This is a genomic window from Halomonas organivorans (assembly GCF_014192055.1).
Taxonomy (GTDB): domain Bacteria; phylum Pseudomonadota; class Gammaproteobacteria; order Pseudomonadales; family Halomonadaceae; genus Halomonas; species Halomonas organivorans.
This window is the reverse complement of the sequence record NZ_JACHXM010000017.1, coordinates 1-23,489: the sequence shown is the minus strand read 5'-3', so window position 1 is coordinate 23,489 and position 23,489 is coordinate 1. Positions and strand designations below refer to the sequence as shown.

The following is a 23,489-nucleotide window of genomic DNA, read 5'->3' as shown; positions in this document are numbered from 1 at the left end:
CTCATGTCCGACTCCTCGCCAGTAAACCCCTATCCTATTCTACGCGCCGCCCACCTGACCAAGCGGGTGGAGAGCGGCGAGCGTTCGCTGACCATTCTGAGTGACCTGGCGCTCGAGGTGTTCCCCGGCGAGAGCCTGGCCATCCTCGGACAGAGCGGCGCGGGCAAGTCGACCCTGCTCGGCCTGCTGGCCGGGCTGGATGCACCGAGCGCCGGCGAGCTCGAGCTGTTCGGCGAGCCGCTCGGCGATCTCGACGAGGATGGCCGGGCCGCCCTGAGGGCGGGCCGGGTAGGCTTCGTGTTCCAGAACTTCCAGCTGCTGCCTACCCTGACCGCGCTGGAAAACGTGCTGCTGCCGCTCGAGCTGGCCCCGGACGGCGATGCCGAGGCCAAGGCCCGGGACTGGCTGGGCCGTGTGGGGCTCGGCGAACGCCTAGACCACCTTCCCAAGCAGCTCTCGGGCGGCGAGCAGCAGCGTGTCGCCCTGGCCAGGGCCTTCGTCACCGGCGCCGAGCTGGTGTTCGCCGATGAGCCCACCGGCAACCTCGATCCCGCTACCGGCGAGCGTATCATCGATAGCCTGTTCGCCCTGAATCGCGAGGCTGGCACCACCCTGGTGCTGGTCACCCACGACCGCGCCCTGGCACGGCGCTGCGATCGCTGCCTGTCGCTCGCCGATGGGCGGCTCGCGGCGATCGTGCCCGAGGAGGTCGGCGCATGACCGGGCCACGCTCTCAGCGACTGCGCCACGCCGTGCGTCTCTCCTGGAAGGGGCTCGGGCGCGACCTGCGCGCCGGCGACGTGCGTGCGCTGTTCGTGGCGCTGGTCCTGGCGGTGGCCGCCGCCACCATGATCGGCTTCTTCCTCGACCGCCTCGAGCGCGGCCTGACCCGCCAGGCCGGGCAGCTGCTGGGCGGTGACATCGTCCTCGAGCAGTCACGCCCCTTCGACGCCGCGCTGCGTGGCGCCCTGGAGGACGCCGGACTGACGCTCTCCGACCAGGTCGACATGGTGTCCATGGTCAGCCACGGCGATGCCTTCCAGCCGGTCAGCGTCAAGGCGGTGGACGATGCCTATCCCCACTACGGTGTCTCGAGGGTCGATCGTGGTACGGGCCCCGAGGCGCTGGCCAGCGGGCCCGCCCGGGGCACGGCGTGGGTCGCCCCGCGCCTGGCGCTGCTGCTCGACCTCGGGGTCGGTGACCGGCTGCGGCTGGGCCGGGCGGAGCTCGAGGTGAGCGGAGTGATCGAACGCGAGGCCGACCCCTCGGCAGGCTTCGGCAGCTTCAACCCGCGGCTGATGGTGCACGTCGACGACCTGGACGCCACCGGGCTGATCCAGCCCGGTTCGCGCATCGAGTACGAGATCCTGGCCGCCGGCTCGCCGGCCGCGGTGGAGGCCGTCACGTCCCGGCTCGAGCGGCTGCGCGACGAGGGCGTCGAGGTGCGCGACGTGCGCCGCGACCGGCCGAGGCTTGGCAGCGCACTGTCCCGCGCCGACCGCTACCTGAGCCTGGCCGGTCTCGCCGCGGTGCTGTTGGCCGGCGTGGCGGTGGCCATGGCCACTCGTCGCTACGTCGAGCGTCATCTGGACACCGCGGCCCTGCTGCGCTGCTTCGGGGCTCGCCAGGCAGACCTGGTAAGGCTGTTCGCGCTGCAGCTGCTGTGGCTGTCGTTGGCTGCCGCGGCGCTGGGCGCGCTGCTCGGGCTGGCCGGTCAGGCGCTGCTGCTGGGTCTGCTCGGCAGCCTGGTGACGGTGGAACTGCCGCCGCCGGGGCTCATGCCGCTGGCGCTCGGTGTGCTCACCGCGCTGGCGGTGCTGGCCGGGTTCGCCGGCCCGACCCTGCTGCGCCTGCGACGGGTCAGCGCGCTCAAGGTACTGCGCCGCGAGCTCGATCCACTGCCGGCGTCCGCCTGGTGGGTGGTGGGCGTCGCCGGCCTGGTCTTCGGGGCGCTGCTGTGGCTGTATTCCGGCGACCTTGTCCTGGCGGTTTCGCTGCTGCTCGGCGGCGGCCTGGCGTTGGCGATCCTGTGGGGGCTCGGCGGGCTGTTGCTGAGCGCGCTGCTGGCGCTCTGCGCCCGACTGCCTCGGCGTGGCGGCTCGGGGCCGCTCCAGGCGCTGCGCCTGGGCGGTCGCCAGCTCGCTCGACGCCGCGCCGCCAGTCTCGGCCAACTGCTGGCCTTCTCGGTGGCGCTGTTCGCCATGGCGATGATCGCCCTGGTGCGCGGCGACCTGCTCGACGCCTGGCGGGACCAGCTGCCGCAAGACACGCCCAACCAGTTCGCCATCAACATCCAGCCCGCCGAGCGCGATGCCTTCGCCGACGCCCTGAACGAGGCCGCCGAGGCGCGCAGCGCGCTTTACCCCATGGTGCGCGGTCGGCTCACCGCCATCGATGGCCGGCCGCCCCGCGAGGCGGTGCCGGCGGAGGCGCGCGGCGACAATGCCCTGCGCCGCGAGCTCAACTTGACCTGGCGCGCCGACCTGCCGGAGGGCAACCGCCTGGTGGCCGGCGAGTGGTTCGAGGATGCTGGCGGGGCGACGCGAGAGGGCGATCGCGCCTCGCCGGTGCCGATCTCGGTGGAGAGTGGCTTGGCCGAGCGCCTGGGCCTCGGGCTCGGCGATCTCCTGACCTTCAGCGTCGGCAGCGCCACTGTCGACGGGCGAATCGCCAGCCTGCGCGAGCTGGACTGGGACAGCTTTCGACCCAACTTCTACGTGATTTTCCCCCCGGGGGTGCTGGAGCGCTTCGGCCACAGCTATATCACCGCCTTCCACCTGGCGGCCGACGATCGCGATACCCTGCGCCGCCTGGTGCGGGAATTCCCCGGCGTGACCCTGCTCGACGTGGAGGCGATCCTCGAGCGGGTGCGCGAGGTGCTCGCCAAGGTCACCCGGGCCGTGGAACTGGTGCTGGGCCTGGTGCTGCTGGCCGGCGTCAGCGTGCTCTATGCCGCGCTGACTGCCAGCCTGCCGGTACGCGCCCATGAGGCCGGACTGCTGCGGGTGTTCGGCGCCGGTGATCGGCTGCTGTCGCGAGTGCAGGGCGCCGAATATGCGCTGCTGGGCCTGGCCAGCGGCCTGCTCGCCGCGGCGCTGACCGAGCTGGCCGCCGCCGGGCTATACGGAGGTTGGCTGGACCTGGCGCCGCGTTGGCATCCCTGGCTGTGGATCGCGCTGCCGCTGGGTGGAGCGCTGCTGGTCGGCGTGATCGGCCAGTGGCTGTCGAGGGGCATACGGCGCAGGGCGCCGGCGGAGAGTCTGGGGTTGCTCGGCGAAACTTGATCGAGACGCATCCGGCATCCAAAAGGGGAGCATAAGAGCGTGCCGAGCCATTGCCCCCAAGTTCGTTCATACTCTCGGCGTCGACGGGAGTCGGTTCCCGATCGACACTGCGACAAGCGCCGTGCCCGTCTGGCGGTGCTGGATTACGCCAATCGCCTGCTCGAGGCGCGTCTCGCTGAGCCGCGCTGACGCCCGCAGGCGGGATCATCAGGGAGGTGACCCTCATGCGTACGACCCCCTCGCGAGCCGCCGCGCTCGCTGCCTTTCTCGCCATGCTGCCCTGCGGCCTGGCGCAGGCCGATGCCGATCACCTCGAGAGCGATCTGCGCCAGCGCTTCGCCGAGGCGCCCGGCGAACTCACCATCGGCAAGGTGTCCGACAGCCTGCTCGGCGGCGAGACCGCGGCCGAGGACCTGAGCTTCGTCGATGACGATGGCTCGAGGCTGGACGTGGCGCGCTACGTCGTCGAGGGGGACTATGAACATCCCGATGCGGTCGTCATGGAGGGCCTGCGGCTCGAGCGCACCGGCAGCGAGGCCGGTGTGCTGACCGCCGACCGGGTGCGCCTCGACGGCCCCGGCGGGCCGCTGCCGTGGCCCGAGGGGCCGCTGCGCGACGTCGACTTCGAGGCCGACGAGCTCACCGCCGAGGGGCTGCGCCTGGAACTCGAGGCGGCTCTCGTTACCTCCGCCGACGGCAAGAAGACCCTGCCCCCCACGGACCCGTCCAGTGGCTGGCTGACGATGGAGCGGCTGCATGCCACCGAGCTGTCGCGACAGGCCATCGGCCACCTGGAAATGAGCGGCATCGAGGGGCATGGGGAAGGGCTCGAGGAGATGGGTGACGGCGACTTCACGCTGGCCTCGTTGAGCCTCGACGGGATGCGTCACCTGCAGGACGACGGCAAGGAGCCCACCCTGGATCAGATGACGCTGAATGATCTGAGCATCGTGTCGGATCGCCTGGTGGCCGACCTGGCGCGGCTGACCTATGACGGCGACATGCGCGACGGCGAGGGGGGAATGCGCCTCGAGTCGCTCGACCTGGACCTGGCGCGAATGATCGAACTGGCGCCGCCCGAGAAGCGCACCGAGCTGCGCCTGGCCAGCAACGTGCTCACCGGCGGCAGCGGCAGGCTGGCCCTGGATGCCGAGTTCGATGGTCGCTGGGAAGCCCTGGGACGGAAAAGCCTGCTGAATGGCGAAGGCCAGATCACCGCCGGCGATGCCTTCCGTTGGAACATCGATGCCGAACTGCCGGTGAGCCTGCCGGAGGGCGTGGAGCCGGCGGCCTACCTGGCCGAGATGGAGGACCTGCGTGGGGTCACCCTGCTCGGCGGTCGAATCGATACCACGCTTGCCGACCTGGGCCTGTTCGGTCGCATGCCGGCGGTGATGGCGGCCAGCCGAGGCGTCAGCGAGGCCGAGTTCCTCGACCAGGCACGCACCCAGGCCAAGGGCTTCGGTACCATGCTCGGGCCGGAGGTCGGTGCGCTGCTGAACGGCGTGGTGGACATGATGGTGGGCCAGGCCGGCGAACTCACGGTGCACCTGACCCTGCCACCGGAGAGTGATGCGGACACGCTGGCTGCGGATCCCCTGGGGCTGCCGAGCAAGCTCTCGATGCGGGTGGAGACCCGCTGAGATCGGCCTTCAGAATTACTGAAGCGCACATGAGAAATGATGGGGCGCCGCATGACGGGGTTTCATGTGAAAGCCGCCATGGGCTGGGGTATCATGGCGGCCTTCGATTTCCCCGTTGATGCGAGGTTTCCCGCCGATGTTCAGCCGTGACATGCAGATTGCCGGTTTCGATGATGCCCTGTTCGATGCGATGCAGAAGGAAAGCGCGCGTCAGGAGGCGCACATCGAGCTGATCGCCTCCGAGAACTATGCGAGCCCCCGGGTCATGGAGGCTCAGGGCAGCCAACTGACCAACAAGTATGCGGAAGGCTATCCCGGCAAGCGCTACTACGGCGGCTGCGAGTACGTCGACGTGGTCGAGCAGCTGGCCATCGACTATGCCAAGGAACTGTTCGGCGCCACCTACGCCAACGTGCAGCCGCACTCCGGCTCCCAGGCCAACGGCGCCGTGTTCCAGGCGCTGGTCACCCCTGGCGACACCGTACTGGGCATGAGCCTGGACGCCGGCGGCCACCTCACCCACGGCGCCAAGCCGAACTTCTCCGGCAAGCATTACAACGCCGTGCAGTACGGCATCGACGAGAACGGCCGCATCGACTACGACCAGGTCGCCGAACTGGCGCGCGAGCACAAGCCGAAGATGATCATCGCCGGCTTCTCCGCCTACTCCCAGATCATCGACTGGGCCAAGTTCCGTGAGATCGCCGACGACGTGGGTGCCTACCTGCTGGTCGACATGGCCCACATCGCCGGCCTGGTGGCCGCCGGGGTCTACCCGAGCCCGCTGCCCCATGCCCACGTGGTCACCACCACGACCCACAAGACCCTGCGCGGTCCGCGCGGCGGCCTGATCCTCTCCCGCGAGGGCGACGAGGCCATCGAGAAGAAGCTGCAGTCTGCAGTGTTCCCGGGCATCCAGGGCGGTCCGCTGGAGCATGTCATCGCCGCCAAGGCGGTCTGCTTCAAGGAAGCCATGGCGCCCGAGTTCAAGACCTACCAGCAGCAGGTCGTCAAGAACGCCCAGGCGATGGCCGGGGTGTTCATCGAGCGCGGTTTCGACATCGTCTCCGGCGGCACCGAGGACCACCTCTTCCTGCTGTCGCTGGTCAAGCAGGGCGTGACCGGCAAGGACGCGGACGCCGCCCTGGGCCGTGCCCACGTCACCGTCAACAAGAATGCCGTGCCGAACGACCCGCAGAGCCCGTTCGTGACCTCCGGCCTGCGCATCGGCACCCCGGCGGTGACCACCCGCGGCTTCGGCGAGACCGAGTGCAGCGAGCTGGCCGGCTGGATCTGCGACATCCTCGACGTGCTGGCCAAGGGCGACGACACCGCCGCCATCGAAGCCGAGGTCAAGGGCAAGGTCGAGGCCGTCTGCGGCCGCTTCCCTGTCTATCGCTGATACCGCCACGGCGGCCCGAGGCCGCCGTTGTGAGTCTGCATGTATCACGACACAGCCCCGCCTTGGCGGGGCTGTGTCGTCAGGGGGCGGAGTCAGGCGAGACCGGTTGGTTCGCCCAGGTTGAGGCCGACCAGGACGGGGTCGTGGTCGGAGCTACGAAAGGCATCCGGCGCATAGAGGTCCTCGTCCTGACGGTCGCTGGTGTAGTCGGTGTTGTAGTCCAGTGCCGAGGCCTCGTCGGCGTTGATGTGCCAGGTTCGGGTGCCGCTGACCTGCGATGCCAGTGAGGCACTGGCCAGGGCATGATCCAGCGAGCCCCAGAAGCCGTCATAGACGTAGCTGTGATCATCGTCCAGCAACGCGTAGCCCGCCTCGGTCAAGGTCGTGATCGGGTCCTCCATGGCATAGGCATTCAGGTCGCCGAGGATCAGCACGTCGCTGTCGCCGCTGTCGGTCGGGTCACTGGCCAGCCAATCGCGCAACGCCTTGGCCGCCTCGACGCGGGTGGGATTGTTGTTGCCCTGGCCGTCGTCGATGGCCTCTTCGCCGTTGACCACGCTGCCCTTGGACTTGAAGTGGTTGACCACGGCGGAAAAGCGCTCGCCCGAGTCGAGTTCCTCGAAGGTCTGCAGCAGCGGGGCGCGGTTGGCGGTGGCGAAGGCGCCATCGGTCTTGGTGACGGCGGAACCCACGGTCGTGACGGCCTCGCTGTTGTAGATCATGCCGACGGCGATGGCATCGTCACCGGGGCTGGTAAGGTTGCCCTCGGCATCTCGAGGGATGCTGTAGGCCCAGTTCACGCCCTCGATTCCCTTTGTCGCCACGTCGGCGTTGAGGGCCTCGACCAGTGAGGCAATGGCGCTGTCCTCACCGTAGCCGTTGTTCTCGAGTTCCATCAGGCCGACGACGTCGGCGCCGCTGGTGTTGATGGCCTCGACAAGCTTGGCTTCCTGGCGCGCGAACTCCTCGAGATTGTCGGCGCCACGCGGGTCGTGCGAGGTGCCGTTCGCTGTGACGGTCTGGTTGCCGTCTTCGTCCAGGGTCGTGAAGTAGTTGAGGACGTTGAAGGACGCCACGGTCAGTCCCGGGTTGCCCAGTGCCTCTTCGGCCGGTGCGTCGGGGCGCTCGGGGCCGGCAAAGTCGAGCCCCTCGACGTTCTGGACCTTCCACTCATCGAAGCTGAAGTCGAGTACGCCTTCGAGCTTGTTCAACTGGTCGCCACCGCGGAGCGGGTTGTCGGCGGAGAGTGCCTGGCCGTTGCGGCCGTAGATCACCGGGTCCGGATTCTGGGTGCCGTTGGCATCGTCGATCTTGATGGTGCGCGCTTCGGCATCTGCCAGCCAACGGCTATAGCCTTCCTGATCGGGGGCGTTGACCTCGGTGAACTGTTCCAGACGCCCGCCGGAGGAGAGCGTGACTTCGCCGTAGCGGCCCAGTTCGTACAGCTCGGTGACCGTCAGCGGCTCGCCATCCCGGGCCTCGATGGCGACTCGCATGCCTTCGAAGGCCTCCATGCCGTGCTTGTCGGTGAACGGCATGGCGGTGTGCTGGCTTTGCGGCAGGGCAAGGCCGCTGTCCAGCACGTCCAGGCTGGCACGCTCGGCGCTGATCTGGGTCTTGTCGTAGTACTCGGAGACGCTGCCGCTGATCCGGATCTGCTGTCCGGCCGACAGGTTGGCCTCCAGCCAATCGGCACTGCCACTGCCGGTGTAGACGAAAATGCCCTCGGAGGTCGTGGCGTCGGCGTCGTTGTCGGCATCCTCCTCCTGCAGGAAAAAGCCGTCCAGGCCGGGTGCGACCATGGTCACGACGGCTTCCACGGTGACCCGTTCGTCTGCCAGGGGGCTGGTATCGCCGCTGCCCTGAATCGTCGAAATCCTGGTGATGTCGGCGGCGGGCTCGGTCGCCGTTCCCGGCGTCGCCAGTGCCGGCACATCGCCGTTATCGCCTCCCAGGGCGGTGGAGGCGGTCACGCCATCATCCTGGGCGGTGACGAAACGCTGGGCGTTGACGTCCCAGGCCGCGGCGTCAAAGCCCTCGGTGTCCGGATAGCGCCCGGTTGCCACCTGGTCGCCATCCACGCGCGGGTCGCCCCGCCAGAGCGTGACGCCATCGCCGCCGCTGCCGAGCCCCGAGGCGTCCTCGGCGTAACCGATCGACAGGTTCTCGATCCCTTTCAGCTGGCTCCATGCCTGGCGAAATTCGGTCACGGCATCGGCACCTCCATCGACCAGCACGATGGCCGATTCCCCGGGAGCCAGATGGTCCAGCCCCTGGATCTCTACGGCATCCTCCGGGGCGGCGCTTTCATCGTCGTAGTAGAGCGGGGTCGTGGAGACGTCGAGGGCCTCGTCGGAGTGGTTGGTGATCTCGAACCAGTCCTCGCTCACATCGTCGCCGCTTTGGCCGGACCAGATTTCGGTGATGGCCAGGCCGATATCGCGCTCACCCGGCACATGGGGAGCGTCCATGGTGCCGATCCGGAACGATGAAGTGGCGCTGTCAGGCAGCATGTCGTTGCTGCCGGTCCAGTTGGCGATGTTGCCGATGGAGGCCAGCAGTTGCTCCGCGGTACCGGTCCCCGGTCCCACGTAGGCCACGTTGTCGTATTCGCTGCTTGGTCCTTCACCCGCCGCCACGGCGGTCAGCCCCGCCTCGAGTCCCGGGGGAAGCGCCGAGTCGTTGGAACTGGAGGCGGCGTCCTGCCAGGTATCGCTGTTGGTCTGAACGGCAAACAGGAACGTCGGTTCGCTCGGTGTGCCGGTGAAGGCTATTACCTGATCGCCGCTGGAGGAAAGGTTGAAGCCGTTGTTGCCGACCTCGTCTCCGTTGGCCTCCTGGAACTGCTCGCTCTGGTCGGCAAACGATATCAGCGTGCCTGGTGCCACCCCGCCTTCCGGAGCCGTCCAGGTGACCGCACCTTCATTGGCACGGAAGGCGGCATCGTTCCAGCCTGAGTCGGTAAAGGTGATCTGCGCCCCCGCCGAGATGCCCTTCAGGGCGACGAACTGGAAGTCGTCTGGAGAATCGGCCTGGACGGCGGTGATGGCAATATCCCCTGGGCGAGGAGTGAAGTCGGGCAGGGGCGGAATATCGACATCCACACTGATGAAACGCTGCTGATCAGCTGGCAAGTCCTTGGATTCCTGGCCATCTTCCAGCCAGTCCACGCTGCCGCTATCGTAGAGCACGCTCGCGGTAACGTCGCCATCGGTCGCTTGCAGACCGAAGATGGATTCTGGCTTGGCACCCAATGCCTCCGGGACGGTATCGAGATCGATGCCGTCGATCTCGCGCACTGCATGAGCCCCATCCCAATGGTAGAGCGCGAAGCCTTCCTCGCCGTCATCGTGTTCGGGGCCAGCCAGTACCAGGAAGTTGCCATCAGAGGCGGGCTCGATGGAGCGGATCACGCGGCCGCCCAGGTCCAGGCGAAGCGGCGTGCCGAACTCGGCCGTGTCGGCTTCTCCCGCCACGAGGGCCGGCACATTGGTCACCGGAATCACCTGCGCCAACCCTTCATCCAGCGGGGCACGCAGTCCCAATAGCAGGGTGTTATCCGCGAAGGCCGCTCCCTCCACGTTGAGTCCGGCAGCAAGTCCCTGGGCATTGGCACCCTTGCCATGACCGTCGAGGTCGTCCCACTCCTGAAGATCCGCCAGCAGACCGGCGTACTGACCTTGCACCTCGATGTCGATACCTTCGACATCGCTATCATCCATTTGCGTGGCAAAGACCAGCGAGCGCTGCGCGTTCTCATGGGAGCCCAGCCAGTACTGAATGCCGTCCAGGCTGGCCACGGCCTCGATGTCCACTTCATCGCCGTCGCTCAGGCCCAGCGCTTCGTTCAGGTCGATGGATGCCAATGGTTCGCCGCTTTTATCGCGATCATAGAGTCGCAATACCTGGTCTTCGTCATCGGCAACCAGCATCAGCCTGTCACCAACGGTGATAGCCGCCGAGGCATCGGAAGCACCCAGGTGGTAGCGCTCGTTCAAGCCAAGATCGGGATTGTCCGTGGAGGAGGGCTCTTCCTCGTCATCTCCTGTGTTGTCCGGCGTATCATCGCCTTCATCCGGCGGCTCGACGGGTGAGGGAAGATCGTCGTCCTGATCGTCACTGTCATCGGCGGGAGGTTGGGTAGATTCCTCGAGCGCTTCAAGATAGCGACCCAGCGCCTGTTCGGGAGGCCCGTCATCTTCCAGTATCGAGGTGAGATGACGTTGCTCCTGACGCGCGATACCTTCCTCGCTGGCTTGAAGGGTGGCAACGATATCGCTACGCGAACCGCCGGCCGCCAGCTGCTTCAGCCAGTAGCTCTGGCCTTCGGGATCGGGCTGGCGGTCGAACACGTTGGCATAGGCCCCTTCCAGCCAAGCCTCATCGGACAGCGAGGCTATGTCGTCGCTGGCCTCTTCGGAAGCTTGCATGGCGGAGCCGATCTCTTCCAGAGAAAGTCCTTCACGCAGCTCGCCGACCCAGAAGCGCAGCCCCGGAAGATCCGGCTGGCGCAGGAGCTGCTGTCCGTACAGCGCAATCACCGGGGCGACCGTTGCATGGAATTCCTGGCTATCGAGAAGTGCCTGGGCAACCTCTGAAAGAGATTGGCTTTCGCCCTCGAGCTGACCTTTCCAGTAGGCCATGCCCGAGGCATCGGGTTCACGCAGCAGGATGTCTCTGTACAGATTGGCGAGCAGGGTTTCAGTGGACATGAGGCAATCTCTTGAATGGTCAATCGGTAATATATTTTTGCATTCTAATATTTAGATTGATTGACGCTTGGGTGACGCTTTCTTTGGAGAAATGCGAAAGAGAGCCAATAGTGAAACTGTCAAACGGATGTCACTTTCGGCGTCGACACTGGTGCGCCAAAAGTCATGACGCAAGGGAGTGAGTCTCATGAGCAACTTTCGCCTGCAGCTGCTGCATGCCTCCGACATGGAAGGTGGCGGTGGCGATCTGCTGAACGCGCCCAACTTCGCCGCGATCGTGGACTATCTCGAGGAGCAGGAAGCCAATTCCCTGTTCGTCAGTTCGGGAGACCTGGTGCTGCCGGGACCCTACCTGGCGGCGGCCGGCAGTGATGCGTTGCAGCCGGCGATCCAGGCCGCGGCCGAGGCGATCCATGGCTTGCCCGCCGGCTCGTTGGAAGACGTGTCGGCCGCATCGGGGCGCGTCGAGACGCTGCTCATGGACTTGCTGAATGCCGATGCGGTGACGCTGGGGAATCACGAGTTCGACCAGGGCACGGGGTTGATCGCCGACATGATCGCACCGGTGATCGGTGAGAGCGGCATGGAATGGATGGGCGCCCAGTTTCCTTATCTCTCGGCCAATCTCGACTTCAGCGCCGACGATAATCTGGTCGATCTGGCGACGACCGACGTGCTGGATCGCGATGCCTTCCGCGCGTCGCCTGATGAGGTGCTGGATGGTGCCATGCCGCCCAAGCTGGCTCCGGCCGTGGTGACCGAACGTGGCGGTGAGCAGATCGGCATCATCGGTATCACTACCCAGATCCTGGAGAGTATCTCTTCCCCAGGAGATACCGAGGTGCTGGCGGGTGGCAGCAATGATATGCAGGCCCTGGCCGACCTGATCCAGCCGATCGTCGACCAGCTGGAAAGCCAGGGCGTCAACAAGATCGTGCTGGCCTCCCATCTGCAGCAGATCCAGTACGAGGAAGAGCTGGCCACGCTGCTGGATGGCGTCGACATCGTCATGGCGGGTGGGTCCAACACGCTGTTGGCCGATGCCGAAGACGTCGATCGTGGCCTCTATCCGGGGGCCGGTGAGCCCTACGATCGCTATCCCATCGTCACCCAGGATGCTGCGGGTGACGATGTGGCCATCATCAACACCGATGGCGGCTGGCGTTATGTGGGGCAGCTGGTGGTGGAATTCGATGATCAGGGACGCCTGATCGCCGACTCCGTGGAATCGGCGACGTCCGGGGTCTATGCCGCGACGGACGAGCAGGTGGCAGCGCTCTGGGGAGAATGGGAGAACGCCTTTGCCGATGGCACCAAGGGGGATATCGCCGACGACCTGGTGGGGGCGGTCGCCGACTTCGTTTCCGAGCAGGATGGCAACCTCCTCGGGCTGACCGATACCTACCTGGTGGGTGAGCGAGGCAAGGTCCGTACCGAAGAAACCAATCTCGGTAATCTGACTGCCGATGCGAACCTGTGGTACGCGCGGCAGGTGGATGAAGACGTGTTGGTGTCGTTCAAGAACGGCGGGGGAATCCGCGAGCCGATCGGGCGCGTCGTGGTCGAGGGGCAAGATAGCGAGCCGAGCTTCGAGGCACCGGCTGCCGACTCGGCCATCGGCAAGCCGGGAGGTGGCGTGTCGCAGCTTGACGCTGCCTCGGCGCTACGCTTCAACAACGATCTGGCGATCCTCAGCGTTACCCGGGAGAAGCTGGTCGAGATTCTCGAGCATGCCGTAGCGGCCTCGGCGCCCGACATCACGGCGGGCCAGTTTGCCCAGGTCGGCGGTATTCGATACAGCTTTGACTGGGAGCAGCCCGCCGGCGAGCGCATCCAGAGTGCCGCCATCGTCGATGAGGCCGGCGCCACCCTGGACGTGCTCGTCAACGATGGAAGCCTCGTCGGCAGCGCTGACAAGATCGTCAAGGTCGTGACGCTGGGCTTCATGGCGGACGGCGGCGACGGCTATCCCTTGGGGCAGGGGGAGTATCTGGAGCGGGTCGATCTGGTCGATGCCGTCCAGGAGGAAGGACGGTTCAACTTCGCCGACTCGGGTACCGAACAAGATGCCTTCGCCGAGTACATGGCAGAGTTCCATTCCGAGACGCCGTTCAGTGAAGCGGAAACGCCGGCGGGAGAGGATACCCGTATCCAGAATCTGGACGCACGTGACGATCAGGTGCTGGTGGGGGACGTCGACTCGCTGCTGCGTCTCTACGATGCCGCCTTCGACCGTCATGCCGATGGGACGGGGCTCGGCTATTGGCTGGATCGTCAGCAACGTCTCGATCATTCGGACATCGCGGATGCCTTCGTCGGTTCGGTGGAGTTCCAGCAGCTTCATCACACCATTGAGGACGCGGCGTTCATCGATCTCATGTATCACAATGTCCTTGAACGCGATGCCGACGCGTCGGGCCGTGACTACTGGCTTGATCAGCTCGCTCAAGGAGATAGCCGAGGCAGCGTGATGGTGGGCTTCACCGAGTCCTCGGAAGCGTTGTCCCTGATCGCCTAGCGCGAGATAGCAAGACTGCCGGACGGCGATTTCCCGCCGGCGGTCGCACGAGCCCCGATGCTCCAATGGGCGTCGGGGCTTTTCCATGATGCCGGGCTCGGTGAAATAGACGGTCTCGAACGTGCCCTGTTCGACGTTTCGACGAGACCGAGAGAGCGCTAGGCTTGGCGTTTTGCCACGCCATATGCCGAGTCGAGACATGCAGCATCCCCGCAGGCCTTCGCGACATGAGTCACTCCTGCCGGAGCACAGCCACGATGATAGCGCCCACGGCTGGATGGTCAGCTACATCGATGTGATGACGCTGCTGGTGGTGTTGTTCGTACTGCTGCTCGCCCTGTCGAGTCGGTTTGGCGATGGGCTGTCCGCCGCTGAGCCCGACCCCGGGTCACCGGTGATCGCCGAATCGACGCCGCCCAGGCTCGGCGTGCCGCTGCCGGCGGCGCTGCGCCAGGCGCTGGACGCCGGCCCGGTGTCTCCCTTGACCCTGCATCGCGAGGCCGTCTCGGCGGCCCTCGGCGTGGCCGGTCTGCCGCTGCGGTCACCGTCTGTGGATACGCCGCCGGCACCCCCCGCGCTGCTGGCCCGTCAGCCGAGCCCCGAGCCCGACACGGCATCGGCGAGGGATCTGCCGATGCTGGCGTTGCCCAAGGGGCTCGATCCTGCCGCGCCGCTGGCCGACTACATGGTGATCCTGACCGACCGGCTGCCCGAGGGTATGGAGGCGGCACCCGAGGCCGCCAAGACCCTGAGCCTCGCCGCCCGTGAGGTGGCCGAGCGGGTCGCTGCCGCCCCCTACCTGCCGGACCTCGAAGGCGTCGAGGTGTCGCGGGTACCGGAGGGCGTGCGCCTGCGGGTCGAGGACCGGCTGCTGTTTCCCTCCGCCCAGGCCGAGCTCACCGAGGCCGGCCGCGAGCTGGTGGCGGAGCGTCTGCGTGACGTGGTGGCGCGCCATCCGGGGCAGGTGGCGGTACAGGGGCATACCGATAGCCGGCCCATCCAGACGCCGCGCTTTCCCTCCAACTGGGCGCTGTCCAGCGCCCGTGCCATCGCTATCGTCGAGGCGCTGGTCGAGGCCGGCATCGACCCGACGCGTCTGCGCGCGGTGGGGCTCGCCGACACCCGGCCGCTGGCGACCAACGATACCGTCGAGGGCCGCGCCCGCAATCGGCGGGTAGAGGTGGTGATCCAGCCGCGCTAGGCAATGTCTGAAAACTGTCTGTGCTCGGCTATACCGCGTTAAAAATCAGCTCGTGCGCGAGCCCGGTCAAAGTCCTCATTTACACCCCGTAAATTCCGGCTTCTCGCTGATTTTTTGCCTTGTCTAGCCTGCGCTCGCCGACTTTTCAGACAAAGCCTGGGTCGATCGTAGTCACCAGCGATCGAGCATGGCGCGCAGGTCGTTGGTCAGCGGCAGGCTGACCTGGGCGGCGGCAAGCGCATTGGCGTCGCTGGTGCGGACTATCCTGAAGGTCAGGTAGAGGCGGTCCTCGCCCACCGCATAGGTGCCCACCAGCAGCGAGCGCCCGCCCTGATCGATGCCGACCCGCTGGGCCAGCCGGGACAGCATCAGCTCGCCGGTGTACTCCTCGCTGTACAGCTCTCCACGCAGGCGTACCTCACGCACCCTCAGGCCGGCCTCGGTGAGCCTTGCGGCAACGATCTCGCTGGCCAGCCGGCCCAGGGTCGAGGAACGGTTCAGGTCGTCGATGTCCACCACGGTCGTGGGAATCAGTGGGTCGTAGTCGCTCAGGCGCGGGTGGGCGTTGACCATCGCCGTCGTTGCCGTCGCGAGCACGTCGTCGAGCGTCCTGGGCGGGGGTGGGGCATCCGACATGGCGGCACAGGCGCTCAACACGAGGGGCAGGCCGAGCGCGAGGATGGCACGGAAGAGAGGAGCGAAGGATGCGTGCATGATGGGGTGTTCCCTTGAGCGTGACCTGGCGAGCCCGGAGCGGGTGAGGGAGGCGAAGCCTCTTGTCCTGCATCGGCCGCCTCGAGCTTGACTTGAGTCGAGGCGCCCGGCGCCAGGCTTCGTTATGCTCAAACGAGATCCCTGAGGCGTAGCGGGAGGTGGGCATGTCGCGACTGACCTTTCTGGGAGCGGTGGGTGAGGTGACCGGCTCCCGCTATCTGCTCGACGTCGACGGCCCGTCCCGTCCCCATCGGCTGCTGCTGGAGTGCGGCCTCCACCAGGGCGGCCGCGAGCTCGAGGGCGCCAACGCCGTGCCCTTCGGTCGCCTGGCCGGGCAGCTCGAGGCGGTGGTGCTGTCCCATGGCCACCTCGATCATGCCGGGTTGCTGCCAAAGCTGGTCCGCGAAGGCTACCGAGGGCCGATCCACTGCACCGCCGACACCGCCGAGCTGCTCGAGATCATGCTGGTCGACGCCGCCTTCGTGATGGCCAAGGATCTGGAGTGGGAGAACCGCTGGCGGTCGCGGGCCGGCAAGCCCGCCCTCGAGCCGCTCTACGACGAGGACGACGTGGTGCGTACGTTGGAGCAGTGCGAGCCCCACGACTATGGGCGGCCGGTCACGCTGCCCGGCGACGTGACCCTGGTGTTCCGGGATGCGGGGCATATCCTGGGCTCGGCGATCGTCGAGCTGGCCATTCCCTCGGGCGGCCAGCGGCGCCGACTGGTGTTCTCCGGCGACCTGGGCAATCCCGCGTCGGCGCTGATGAAGACGCCGGAGAAGGTTCATGAGGCCGACCTGGTGCTGATGGAAAGCACCTACGGCGACCGTGACCATCGCCCTCTACCGGACACCCTCGAGGAGTTCGCTCGGGTACTGGACGAGGCCCATGCGGATGGCGGCAACGTGCTGATCCCGGCTTTCGCGGTGGGCCGCACCCAGGAGATTCTCTATCACTTGAGCGTGCTCTACCACGAGGGCCGGCTTCACCAGCAGATGGTTTTCCTGGACAGTCCCATGGCGATCCGCGTCACCGAGCTCTACGCCCGCAAGCACAAGGCGCTCGACCCCGACGACCTCAGGGTGCTCAACGTCGCGGCCCATGGCGATCCGGGGCAGTACCTGCCGATCCTGCGCCTGACCCGCAGCGTGGAGGAATCCATGGCCATCAATCGTATCCATGGCGGAGCGATCATCATCGCCGGGGCCGGCATGTGCAACGGCGGGCGCATCGTTCATCACCTGCGCTACAACCTGGAGCGTCCCAGCACCCGACTGGTCATCGTCGGCTTCCAGGCCAGGGGCACTCTCGGGCGTCAGCTGGTCGAAGGGGCCGAGCGGGTCCGGGTGCTCGGGGAGGAACTGGCGGTCAAGGCCCGGGTGCATACCCTGGGCGGGTTCTCGGCCCACGCCGGCCAGAGCGAGCTGATCGGCTGGGCGGGCGCCTTTCGCGATCATCCCCGCTTCTACCTGGTGCATGGCGAGCCCGAAGCCCAGCGGGCCTTGCAGGCGGCCTTGGAGGAGGCCGGTATCCAGGCTGAGATTCCCGCCTATCGGCAGCGCATCGAACTCTGATGGCTCTACCTTTTGGCCGCGATGCCTCGCAGGCCGTTTCGCCTCGTGCCAGGAGTCGGGCTCAGGAACATAGCGGTGAGCCATGTTGCCTGGTTCTTATATGAGAATATGATATAACGTTAGAACTAAAAATATGTTTATGATGGTGGCACATTCGGAATCACGGTGCCTGGTCGCTCCCCATTCCTCCGAATACTGACAAGGGAGGCACATCATGTCCCAGCAGCCTGTCACCAAGGCCTTCTTCGACGAACCCACCAACACCTTCAGCTACGTGGTCCGCGATCCGGACTCTTCCTCCTGCGCCATCCTCGATTCCGTGCTCGACTTCGATTACGCCGCCGGGCGGACCGACGTGCGCTCCGCCGAGGCGATCATCGCCTACGTCGAGGAGGAGGCGTTGAGCGTCGAATGGATCCTCGAGACTCACGTGCATGCCGACCACCTCTCGGCCGCGCCCTACCTGCGCGAGAAGTTCGGCGGGCAAACCGGCATCGGCGCCCGCATCATCGAGGTGCAGGAGATCTTCGGCAAGGCCTTCAACGCCGGCACCGAGTTCGCCCGCGACGGCAGTCAGTTCGATCGCCTCTTCGAGGAGGGCGACACTTTCTCCATCGGCGCTCTTCAGGGGCGGGTGCTGCATACCCCGGGCCACACGCCGGCCTGCCTGACCTACCTGATCGGCGACGCCGCTTTCGTCGGCGACACCCTGTTCATGCCCGATTACGGCACGGCGCGCTGCGACTTCCCGGGCGGCGATGCGCGCACCCTCTATCGCTCCATCCAGAAAGTGCTGGCGCTGCCTGGCGAGACCCGCCTCTTCCTGTGCCACGACTACAAGGCGCCGGATCGCGAGGAATACCAGCACGAGACCACCGTGTCGGCGCAGCGCCAGCACAACATTCATGTCCATGAGGGCGTCGGCGAGGACGACTTCGTCAAGATGCGCACCGAGCGCGACGCCACCCTTGGCATGCCGCGGCTGATCCTGCCGTCGGTGCAGGTCAACATGCGCGCCGGCAGGATGCCGCCCGCCGAAGACAATGGCCAGGTGTACCTGAAGGTGCCCATTGACCTGTTTTGAGCGACATCGAGGGTGTCGGCATCAGGTAGTGGGTGTCGGCATATGGTAAGGCAGCAAATGGGAGGAGAAACGTGGAATGGCATTCCTGGTTGTCCGGCCTTGTCGGCGGCGTGCTGATCGGGCTGGCGGCCACCTGGCTGATGGTTACCCTGGGCCGTATCGCCGGGGTCAGCGGCATCATCGGTACCCTGCTCACCGCCCGCCCCCGGGGGGACAGCGCCTGGCGGCTGACTTTTCTGCTGGGGCTGATATCCGGGCCGCTGCTGCTGACGCTCGCCGGCGGCGGATTCGGCAACGTGCTCGGCCGGCCCGGGGCGGTGATCGGCGAGCCCGCCGGCGGCGTGATGCTGATGCTGCTGGCGGGGCTGCTGGTGGGCGTCGGTACCGGCCTGGGCAGCGGCTGCACCAGCGGTCATGGGGTATGTGGCCTGGCCCGGCTGTCGCCGCGCTCGATGGTCGCCACCCTGACCTTCCTGATGACGGCCATCATGACCGTCTTCGTGGTCCGGCACCTGATCGGAGGTGGCGCATGAAGAGCCTGATGGGCTACGTCGCCGGGCTGTTGTTCGGCCTTGGCCTGGCCGTGTCCGGCATGACCGACCCTGCCCGAGTGCTGGGCTTTCTCGATCTGGCGGGCGCCTGGGACCCGACCCTGGTGTTCGTGCTCGGCGGCGCCGTGGCGACCAACTTCGTCGGCTACCGGCTGGCCCTGCGGCGCCCCAACCCACTGTTCGCAGCGGCCTTCCAGCTGCCCACCCGGCGGGACCTGGACGCTAGACTGGTCGGCGGGGCGGCGCTGTTCGGCGTCGGCTGGGGATTGTCCGGCTATTGCCCGGGGCCGGCCTTTGCTTCCATTGCCGGGATCAGTGCGCCGCTGATCGCCATGCTTGCGGCGATGATCGCCGGCTGGTTCCTGGCCCGGGCGCTGTCCCGCGGAGCATGAGCAGAAGACGGCGGCATGTCGGAGGGACCCGTGAAGGGAGCGATAATCACACAAGGAGATATCGGATGTCAGCGATGAGGATCGCGGGAGGGCTGGGGCTGGTGGTGGGGCTAGGCCTCGCCGCCGGCCCGGGTTTTGCCCTGGAGGGCGATGCAGACCGCGGAGAGCGCGTCGCCGGTACCTGCACGGCCTGTCACCAGGCCGACGGTATGGGCATGGCAATGCCGCAGGGCGAGTCCTGGCCGAGGCTGGCCGGACTACCGGCTGCCTATATCGCCAAGCAGTTGCACGACTTCAAGGCCGGGCGGCGAGAAAACGCCACCATGATGCCATTCGCCAACATGCTCGACGATCAGCAGATCGTCGACGTGGCGGCCTACTATGCCCAGTTGGCGCCCTGGCCGTCGCTGCCGGACGACTACCGCGCCGCGGATCCAGGAAAATCGGCTGAATGGCTCGCCGAGCGGGGGGACTGGAGCCGTACGGTGCCTGGCTGCAACCAGTGCCACGGACCCAATGGTCAAGGGGTGGGCAGCCATTTTCCCCCGCTCGCCGGGCAGCATGCCGGCTATCTGGCCGCCCAGCTAGAGGGCTGGCGTGAAGGCCGTCGTCGCAACGATCCCAACGGCCTGATGCGAGGCGTTGCCGAACGGCTGTCGGATGACGAGATCGCGTCGATCGCCGACTACTACGCGACCCTGCCCGAGCGCCTCGCGGCGTCCGGGGCACCGCTGACCGGGGAGGATGCCCAATGAACCTTCGCAGCATCGTTCCCTGGCTGGCCGGCAGCCTGTTGATGGCAGGCGCGCTGGGCGGCGCGGTCGCCGACGAGAGCGACGCGCCGCAGCGCGACTATCAGGTGCCGCTGCCGGAGGCCCCGGCCGGCGAGGCGACATTCCAGCCCCCTGCCGAGGCGGACATTCCCGACACCCCGTACGGCGACATGGTGCGCCTGGGGCGCGACCTGTTCCTGGATACCCAGCGGCTGCGCGACGAATATGTCTTCAACGACCAGAACTGCAGCAACTGCCACCTGGATGCCGGCCGACTGGCGAATTCGGCTCCCATGTGGGCCTCGGTGGGCATGTATCCCGCCTATCGCGGCAAGAACGACAAGGTCAACACCATGGCCGAGCGCATCCAGGGCTGCTTCACCTACTCGATGAACGGCATTCCCCCGGAATACGGCAGCGAGCCGCTGGTGGCGCTGCAGACCTACTTCCACTGGCTGGCCACCGGCGCACCGATCAACGAGTCGCTGCCGGGGCGCGGCTATCCCGGGCTCGAGGAGCCTGCCCAGGCGCCGGATCGGGGTCGGGGCGCCGAGCTCTTCGCCGAGCGCTGCGCGATCTGTCACGGCGACGGCGGCCAGGGGCAGACGGTGGGCGAGCGCCAGGTGTTCCCGCCGCTGTGGGGAGACGGCGCCTACAACTGGGGTGCCGGCATGCACCGGGTCAATACCGCCGCCAACTTCATCAAGGCCAACATGCCGCTGGGCCAGCCCTATTCGCTGAGCGACCAGCAGGCCTGGGACCTGGCCGCCTTCATCAACGGCCACGAACGTCCCCAGGATCCGCGCCGGCGTACCCTGAAGTCGGTGGACGAGACCGATCGAATCTTCCACCAGCACATGGGCTACTACGGTGACACCGTCGATGGGCATCGCCTGGGCGATCATGACGATTACGGCGAGAATCCCGGCGCCGAGTGACCGCTGCGCCCGTGCGTCGGGCCCCGCCGAGTCACGGCAAGGCCCGTGTCGAGCTCAGGGGCGTGGGCCCAGGATCGCCTCCAGTCGCCCCTCGTCGGGCATGCCCTGGGCCGTCTGCAAGCGGCCGTCGAGCCGGTAGACCAGGCCCGGGGTGGCCACCAGGCCGAGGCCATCCATCAGGTTGTGGTTCTCCTGCAGGGCCAGCTCCAGGGGGCGGGGCAGGGCGTCGAGGACCTCGACCGTGTCGCCCCGCTCGTGGTCAGCCAGCGCCGCCGACGGATCGTCGGCGGCCAGCAGCGAGACCGCCTTGCGCGGGCTGTCGGCGGCGAGAATGCCGACCATCACGTGGCGCAGCTGCACCTTGCCGGCCTCCACCCAGGGGCGGGCGGCCTGCCAGAACTGGCGGCAGTAGGGGCAGTTGGGATCGGTGAACACGTAGACGATGCGTTCGGCGTCCGAGGCGCCGTCGGCGATCCAGGCGCTCTGTTCCAGATCGCCCCAGGTCTCGGCGTCCTTGGGTCCGCGCACCAGGCGATCCAGCGGCGCCTGCGAGAGATTCTGGCCATCGGCGTCCACCAGGTTGCCGATCACGGCATGCTCGCCGTCGGCGGTGACGAAGACCGTCATCGGCTGCCCCTGGGCGCTGGCGGCATAGCCGGTCAGGCCGCCGGGGGCCTCGAAGCGGCCGTGCACGTCGAGTCCCTGGGCCTCGAGGGCCTGCAAGGGGGCAGGAAGCTCCTCGGCGGAGACGACGAGTGGCACCAGCAGGACGGCCGGCAGCAGGGCGCGGGGCAGGGCGGGCATGACGATCCTCCTTGAACGATTGGGCCCCCTGATGACAGCGCAGCAGCCATGGGGTTCGCTGGGCGCCCGGGGGCCAAAACCGTTACAATACGGCAACATCGTCTTTCCCCGATCCCGGATTCCTGCCTATGCACTGTCCCTTCTGCGGCGCCAACGATACCCGCGTGACCGACTCCCGCCTGGTCGCCGACGGCGACCAGGTGCGGCGGCGGCGCCAGTGCGCGGCCTGCGGCGAACGCTTCACTACCTATGAGACCGCCGAGCTGGTGATGCCTCGGGTGATCAAGGGCGACGGCTCCCGGGAGCTGTTCGACGAGGCCAAGCTACGCGCCGGCATGCTGCGTGCCCTGGAGAAGCGCCCGGTCAGCGCAGAGTCCATCGAGGCCGCGGTGGAGCGCATACGCCAGACCCTGCGGGCCAGGGGCGAGCGGGAAATCCAGGCGCGGGACGTCGGCGAAGAGGTGATGCATGCCCTCAAGCGTCTCGACCAGGTAGCCTACATCCGCTTCGCCTCGGTGTATCGCCGTTTCCAGGACATCGACGAGTTCCGCGCCGAGATCGATCGCCTGGCCCAGGAGCCGAGCTTTCATCCCGACGAGCCCAGCAAGCCATGACCACCGTGACCCGCTACCCCGAGAGCTGGATGGCCCGAGCCCTGGTGCTGGCGCGCCGTGGCCTGTATACCACCGATCCCAACCCTCGGGTCGGCTGCGTGCTGGTCAAGGACGGCCACCAGGTGGGGGAGGGCTGGCATGAGCGAGCCGGCGAACCGCACGCCGAGGTCCATGCCCTGCGTGCCGCCGGCGAGGCTGCCCGCGGAGCCACCGCCTACGTCACTCTCGAGCCCTGTTCCCATCATGGTCGCACCGGCCCCTGTGCCGAGGCGTTGGTCAAGGCCGGTGTTGCCAGGGTGGTGGTGGCCATGCGCGACCCCAACCCCCTGGTGGCGGGCCGTGGTATCGCCCTGCTGCGCGAGGCCGGCATCGAGGTCGAGGTCGGCCTGCTCGAGGAGCAGGCCTTGGCCCTGAATCCCGGCTTCGTGTCGCGCATGGCCCGAGGGCGACCCTTCGTGCGGCTGAAGATGGCGATGAGCCTCGACGGCCGCACGGCCATGCGTTCCGGCGAGTCCCAGTGGATCACCGGCCCCCGGGCGCGCTGCGAGGTGCAGCGGCTGCGCGCCCGCTCCAGCGCGGTCATCACCGGTGTCGAGTCGGTGATCTTCGACAACTCGCGGCTCACCGTGCGCGCCGAGCAGCTCGAGCTGCCCGGCGCCGAGGGCATCGCTGCCCGTCAGCCGCTGCGCGTGGTGGTGGACTCCCAACTGCGCCTGCCCGAGGCGGCAGCCTGCCTGCGCGAGCCGGGGCGCACCCTGGTGGCCACCGTCGAGGGACACGACGAAGAGCGCCGTCAGCGACTGGAGGCCGCCGGTGCCGAGGTGCTGGCGCTGCCCGCCGGCGACGGTGGACGCGTCGACCTGGCAGCCCTGCTCGCTCGCCTGGCCGCGCGCGAGGACGTCAACGAGGCGCTGCTGGAGACCGGCGCGACGCTGGCCGGGGCCATGCTCGACGCCGGGCTGGTCGACGAGATGCAGCTGTTCGTCGCCCCGACGCTGCTCGGCGGCGAGGCGCGCCCGCTGTTCGCGCTGCCGGGCCTCGAGACCATGGCCGAGCAGAAGCCGTTGGAGATCCTCGACATCCGCGCCGTCGGTCGCGACTGGCGCATCACCGCGCGTCCGGGCTAGAAGCCGCGGGCGACGAGCCACGAGCCACGAGCGGTTTGCAGCAAGCGTGATACGACGGAGACTGCCCGAAGCCCGAAGCCCGAAGCCCGAAGCCCGAAGCCCGAAGCCCGAAGCCCGAAGCCCGAAGCCCGAAGCCCGAAGCCCGAAGCCCGAAGCCC

General features: G+C 67.3%; 17 protein-coding genes. 14 read left to right on the top strand and 3 right to left on the bottom strand.

The genetic code is table 11. The annotated features are described in order from the left end of the window. Positions 1–3 precede the first annotated feature (3 nt). From FHR96_RS14765 to glyA, 4 genes are all read left to right on the top strand, one after another. Positions 4–720: an ABC transporter ATP-binding protein gene (locus FHR96_RS14765; protein ID WP_183388515.1), complete on the top strand. Its 717-nt coding sequence runs from the start codon at positions 4–6 to the stop codon at positions 718–720. Continuing rightward, positions 717–3,284 carry an ABC transporter permease gene (locus FHR96_RS14760; protein WP_183388458.1) on the top strand — a complete coding sequence of 856 codons (2,568 nt, stop codon included), beginning with the start codon at positions 717–719 and terminating at the stop codon, positions 3,282–3,284. The genes FHR96_RS14765 and FHR96_RS14760 overlap by 4 nt, the downstream gene beginning before the upstream one ends. 224 nt (positions 3,285–3,508) lie before the next feature. Beyond that, positions 3,509–4,927 carry a hypothetical protein gene (locus FHR96_RS14755; RefSeq protein WP_183388457.1) on the top strand — a complete coding sequence of 473 codons (1,419 nt, stop codon included), beginning with the start codon at positions 3,509–3,511 and terminating at the stop codon, positions 4,925–4,927. A gap of 136 nt (positions 4,928–5,063) precedes the next feature. Further along, a complete protein-coding gene (gene glyA / locus FHR96_RS14750) occupies positions 5,064–6,329 on the top strand; it encodes a serine hydroxymethyltransferase (RefSeq protein WP_183388456.1) in 1,266 nt (421 codons plus the stop codon). 92 nt (positions 6,330–6,421) lie between these two features. Here glyA and FHR96_RS14745 read toward each other — a convergent pair whose 3' ends face one another. Then, positions 6,422–11,041 carry an ExeM/NucH family extracellular endonuclease gene (locus FHR96_RS14745; RefSeq protein ID WP_183388455.1) on the bottom strand — a complete coding sequence of 1,540 codons (4,620 nt, stop codon included), beginning with the start codon at positions 11,039–11,041 and terminating at the stop codon, positions 6,422–6,424. Between the two features lie 187 nt (positions 11,042–11,228). Here FHR96_RS14745 and FHR96_RS14740 point away from each other — a divergent pair, with 187 nt between their 5' ends. Together FHR96_RS14740 and FHR96_RS14735 are read left to right on the top strand one after the other, a co-directional pair. Next, positions 11,229–13,559 carry a DUF4214 domain-containing protein gene (locus tag FHR96_RS14740; RefSeq protein ID WP_183388454.1) on the top strand — a complete coding sequence of 777 codons (2,331 nt, stop codon included), beginning with the start codon at positions 11,229–11,231 and terminating at the stop codon, positions 13,557–13,559. A gap of 199 nt (positions 13,560–13,758) precedes the next feature. Beyond that, on the top strand, positions 13,759–14,760 hold the full coding sequence (locus FHR96_RS14735) for an OmpA/MotB family protein (protein WP_183388453.1): 1,002 nt from the start codon (positions 13,759–13,761) through the stop codon (positions 14,758–14,760). 171 nt (positions 14,761–14,931) lie between these two features. Here the strand turns inward: FHR96_RS14735 and FHR96_RS14730 are convergent, their stop codons facing one another. Beyond that, on the bottom strand, positions 14,932–15,474 hold the full coding sequence (locus FHR96_RS14730; protein WP_183388452.1) for a FlgO family outer membrane protein: 543 nt from the start codon (positions 15,472–15,474) through the stop codon (positions 14,932–14,934). A gap of 164 nt (positions 15,475–15,638) precedes the next feature. On the opposite strand from FHR96_RS14730, the gene FHR96_RS14725 reads away from it, so the two are divergent. From FHR96_RS14725 to FHR96_RS14700, 6 genes are all read left to right on the top strand, one after another. Next, positions 15,639–17,048, top strand: a complete 1,410-nt coding sequence (locus FHR96_RS14725; protein WP_183388451.1) for an MBL fold metallo-hydrolase RNA specificity domain-containing protein — start codon at positions 15,639–15,641, stop codon at positions 17,046–17,048. Between the two features lie 214 nt (positions 17,049–17,262). After that, the gene (locus FHR96_RS14720) at positions 17,263–18,132 is read left to right on the top strand and encodes an MBL fold metallo-hydrolase (RefSeq protein ID WP_183388450.1); all 870 of its coding nucleotides are present in this window, start codon (positions 17,263–17,265) and stop codon (positions 18,130–18,132) included. Between the two features lie 140 nt (positions 18,133–18,272). Beyond that, positions 18,273–18,665, top strand: a complete 393-nt coding sequence (locus tag FHR96_RS14715; protein WP_246392983.1) for a YeeE/YedE family protein — start codon at positions 18,273–18,275, stop codon at positions 18,663–18,665. Next, positions 18,662–19,075: a DUF6691 family protein gene (locus tag FHR96_RS14710; RefSeq protein WP_246392980.1), complete on the top strand. Its 414-nt coding sequence runs from the start codon at positions 18,662–18,664 to the stop codon at positions 19,073–19,075. Before FHR96_RS14715 ends, FHR96_RS14710 begins: the two co-directional genes overlap by 4 nt. A gap of 65 nt (positions 19,076–19,140) precedes the next feature. Then, positions 19,141–19,830, top strand: coding sequence for a c-type cytochrome (locus FHR96_RS14705; RefSeq protein ID WP_183388448.1), 690 nt, complete (start codon positions 19,141–19,143; stop codon positions 19,828–19,830). Continuing rightward, complete coding sequence (locus tag FHR96_RS14700) at positions 19,827–20,786, top strand: c-type cytochrome (protein WP_221195840.1); 960 nt, start codon at positions 19,827–19,829, stop codon at positions 20,784–20,786. Before FHR96_RS14705 ends, FHR96_RS14700 begins: the two co-directional genes overlap by 4 nt. A gap of 54 nt (positions 20,787–20,840) precedes the next feature. Here the strand turns inward: FHR96_RS14700 and dsbG are convergent, their stop codons facing one another. Then, a complete protein-coding gene (dsbG, locus tag FHR96_RS14695) occupies positions 20,841–21,590 on the bottom strand; it encodes a thiol:disulfide interchange protein DsbG (RefSeq protein ID WP_183388447.1) in 750 nt (249 codons plus the stop codon). Positions 21,591–21,718: 128 nt separating this feature from the next. On the opposite strand from dsbG, the gene nrdR reads away from it, so the two are divergent. Together nrdR and ribD are read left to right on the top strand one after the other, a co-directional pair. Continuing rightward, entirely contained in the window at positions 21,719–22,204 is a 486-nt protein-coding gene (nrdR, locus tag FHR96_RS14690; protein ID WP_183388446.1) for a transcriptional regulator NrdR, read from the top strand. Continuing rightward, the gene (ribD, locus tag FHR96_RS14685) at positions 22,201–23,331 is read left to right on the top strand and encodes a bifunctional diaminohydroxyphosphoribosylaminopyrimidine deaminase/5-amino-6-(5-phosphoribosylamino)uracil reductase RibD (RefSeq protein WP_183388445.1); all 1,131 of its coding nucleotides are present in this window, start codon (positions 22,201–22,203) and stop codon (positions 23,329–23,331) included. Before nrdR ends, ribD begins: the two co-directional genes overlap by 4 nt. The last annotated feature ends 158 nt before the right edge of the window (positions 23,332–23,489 follow it).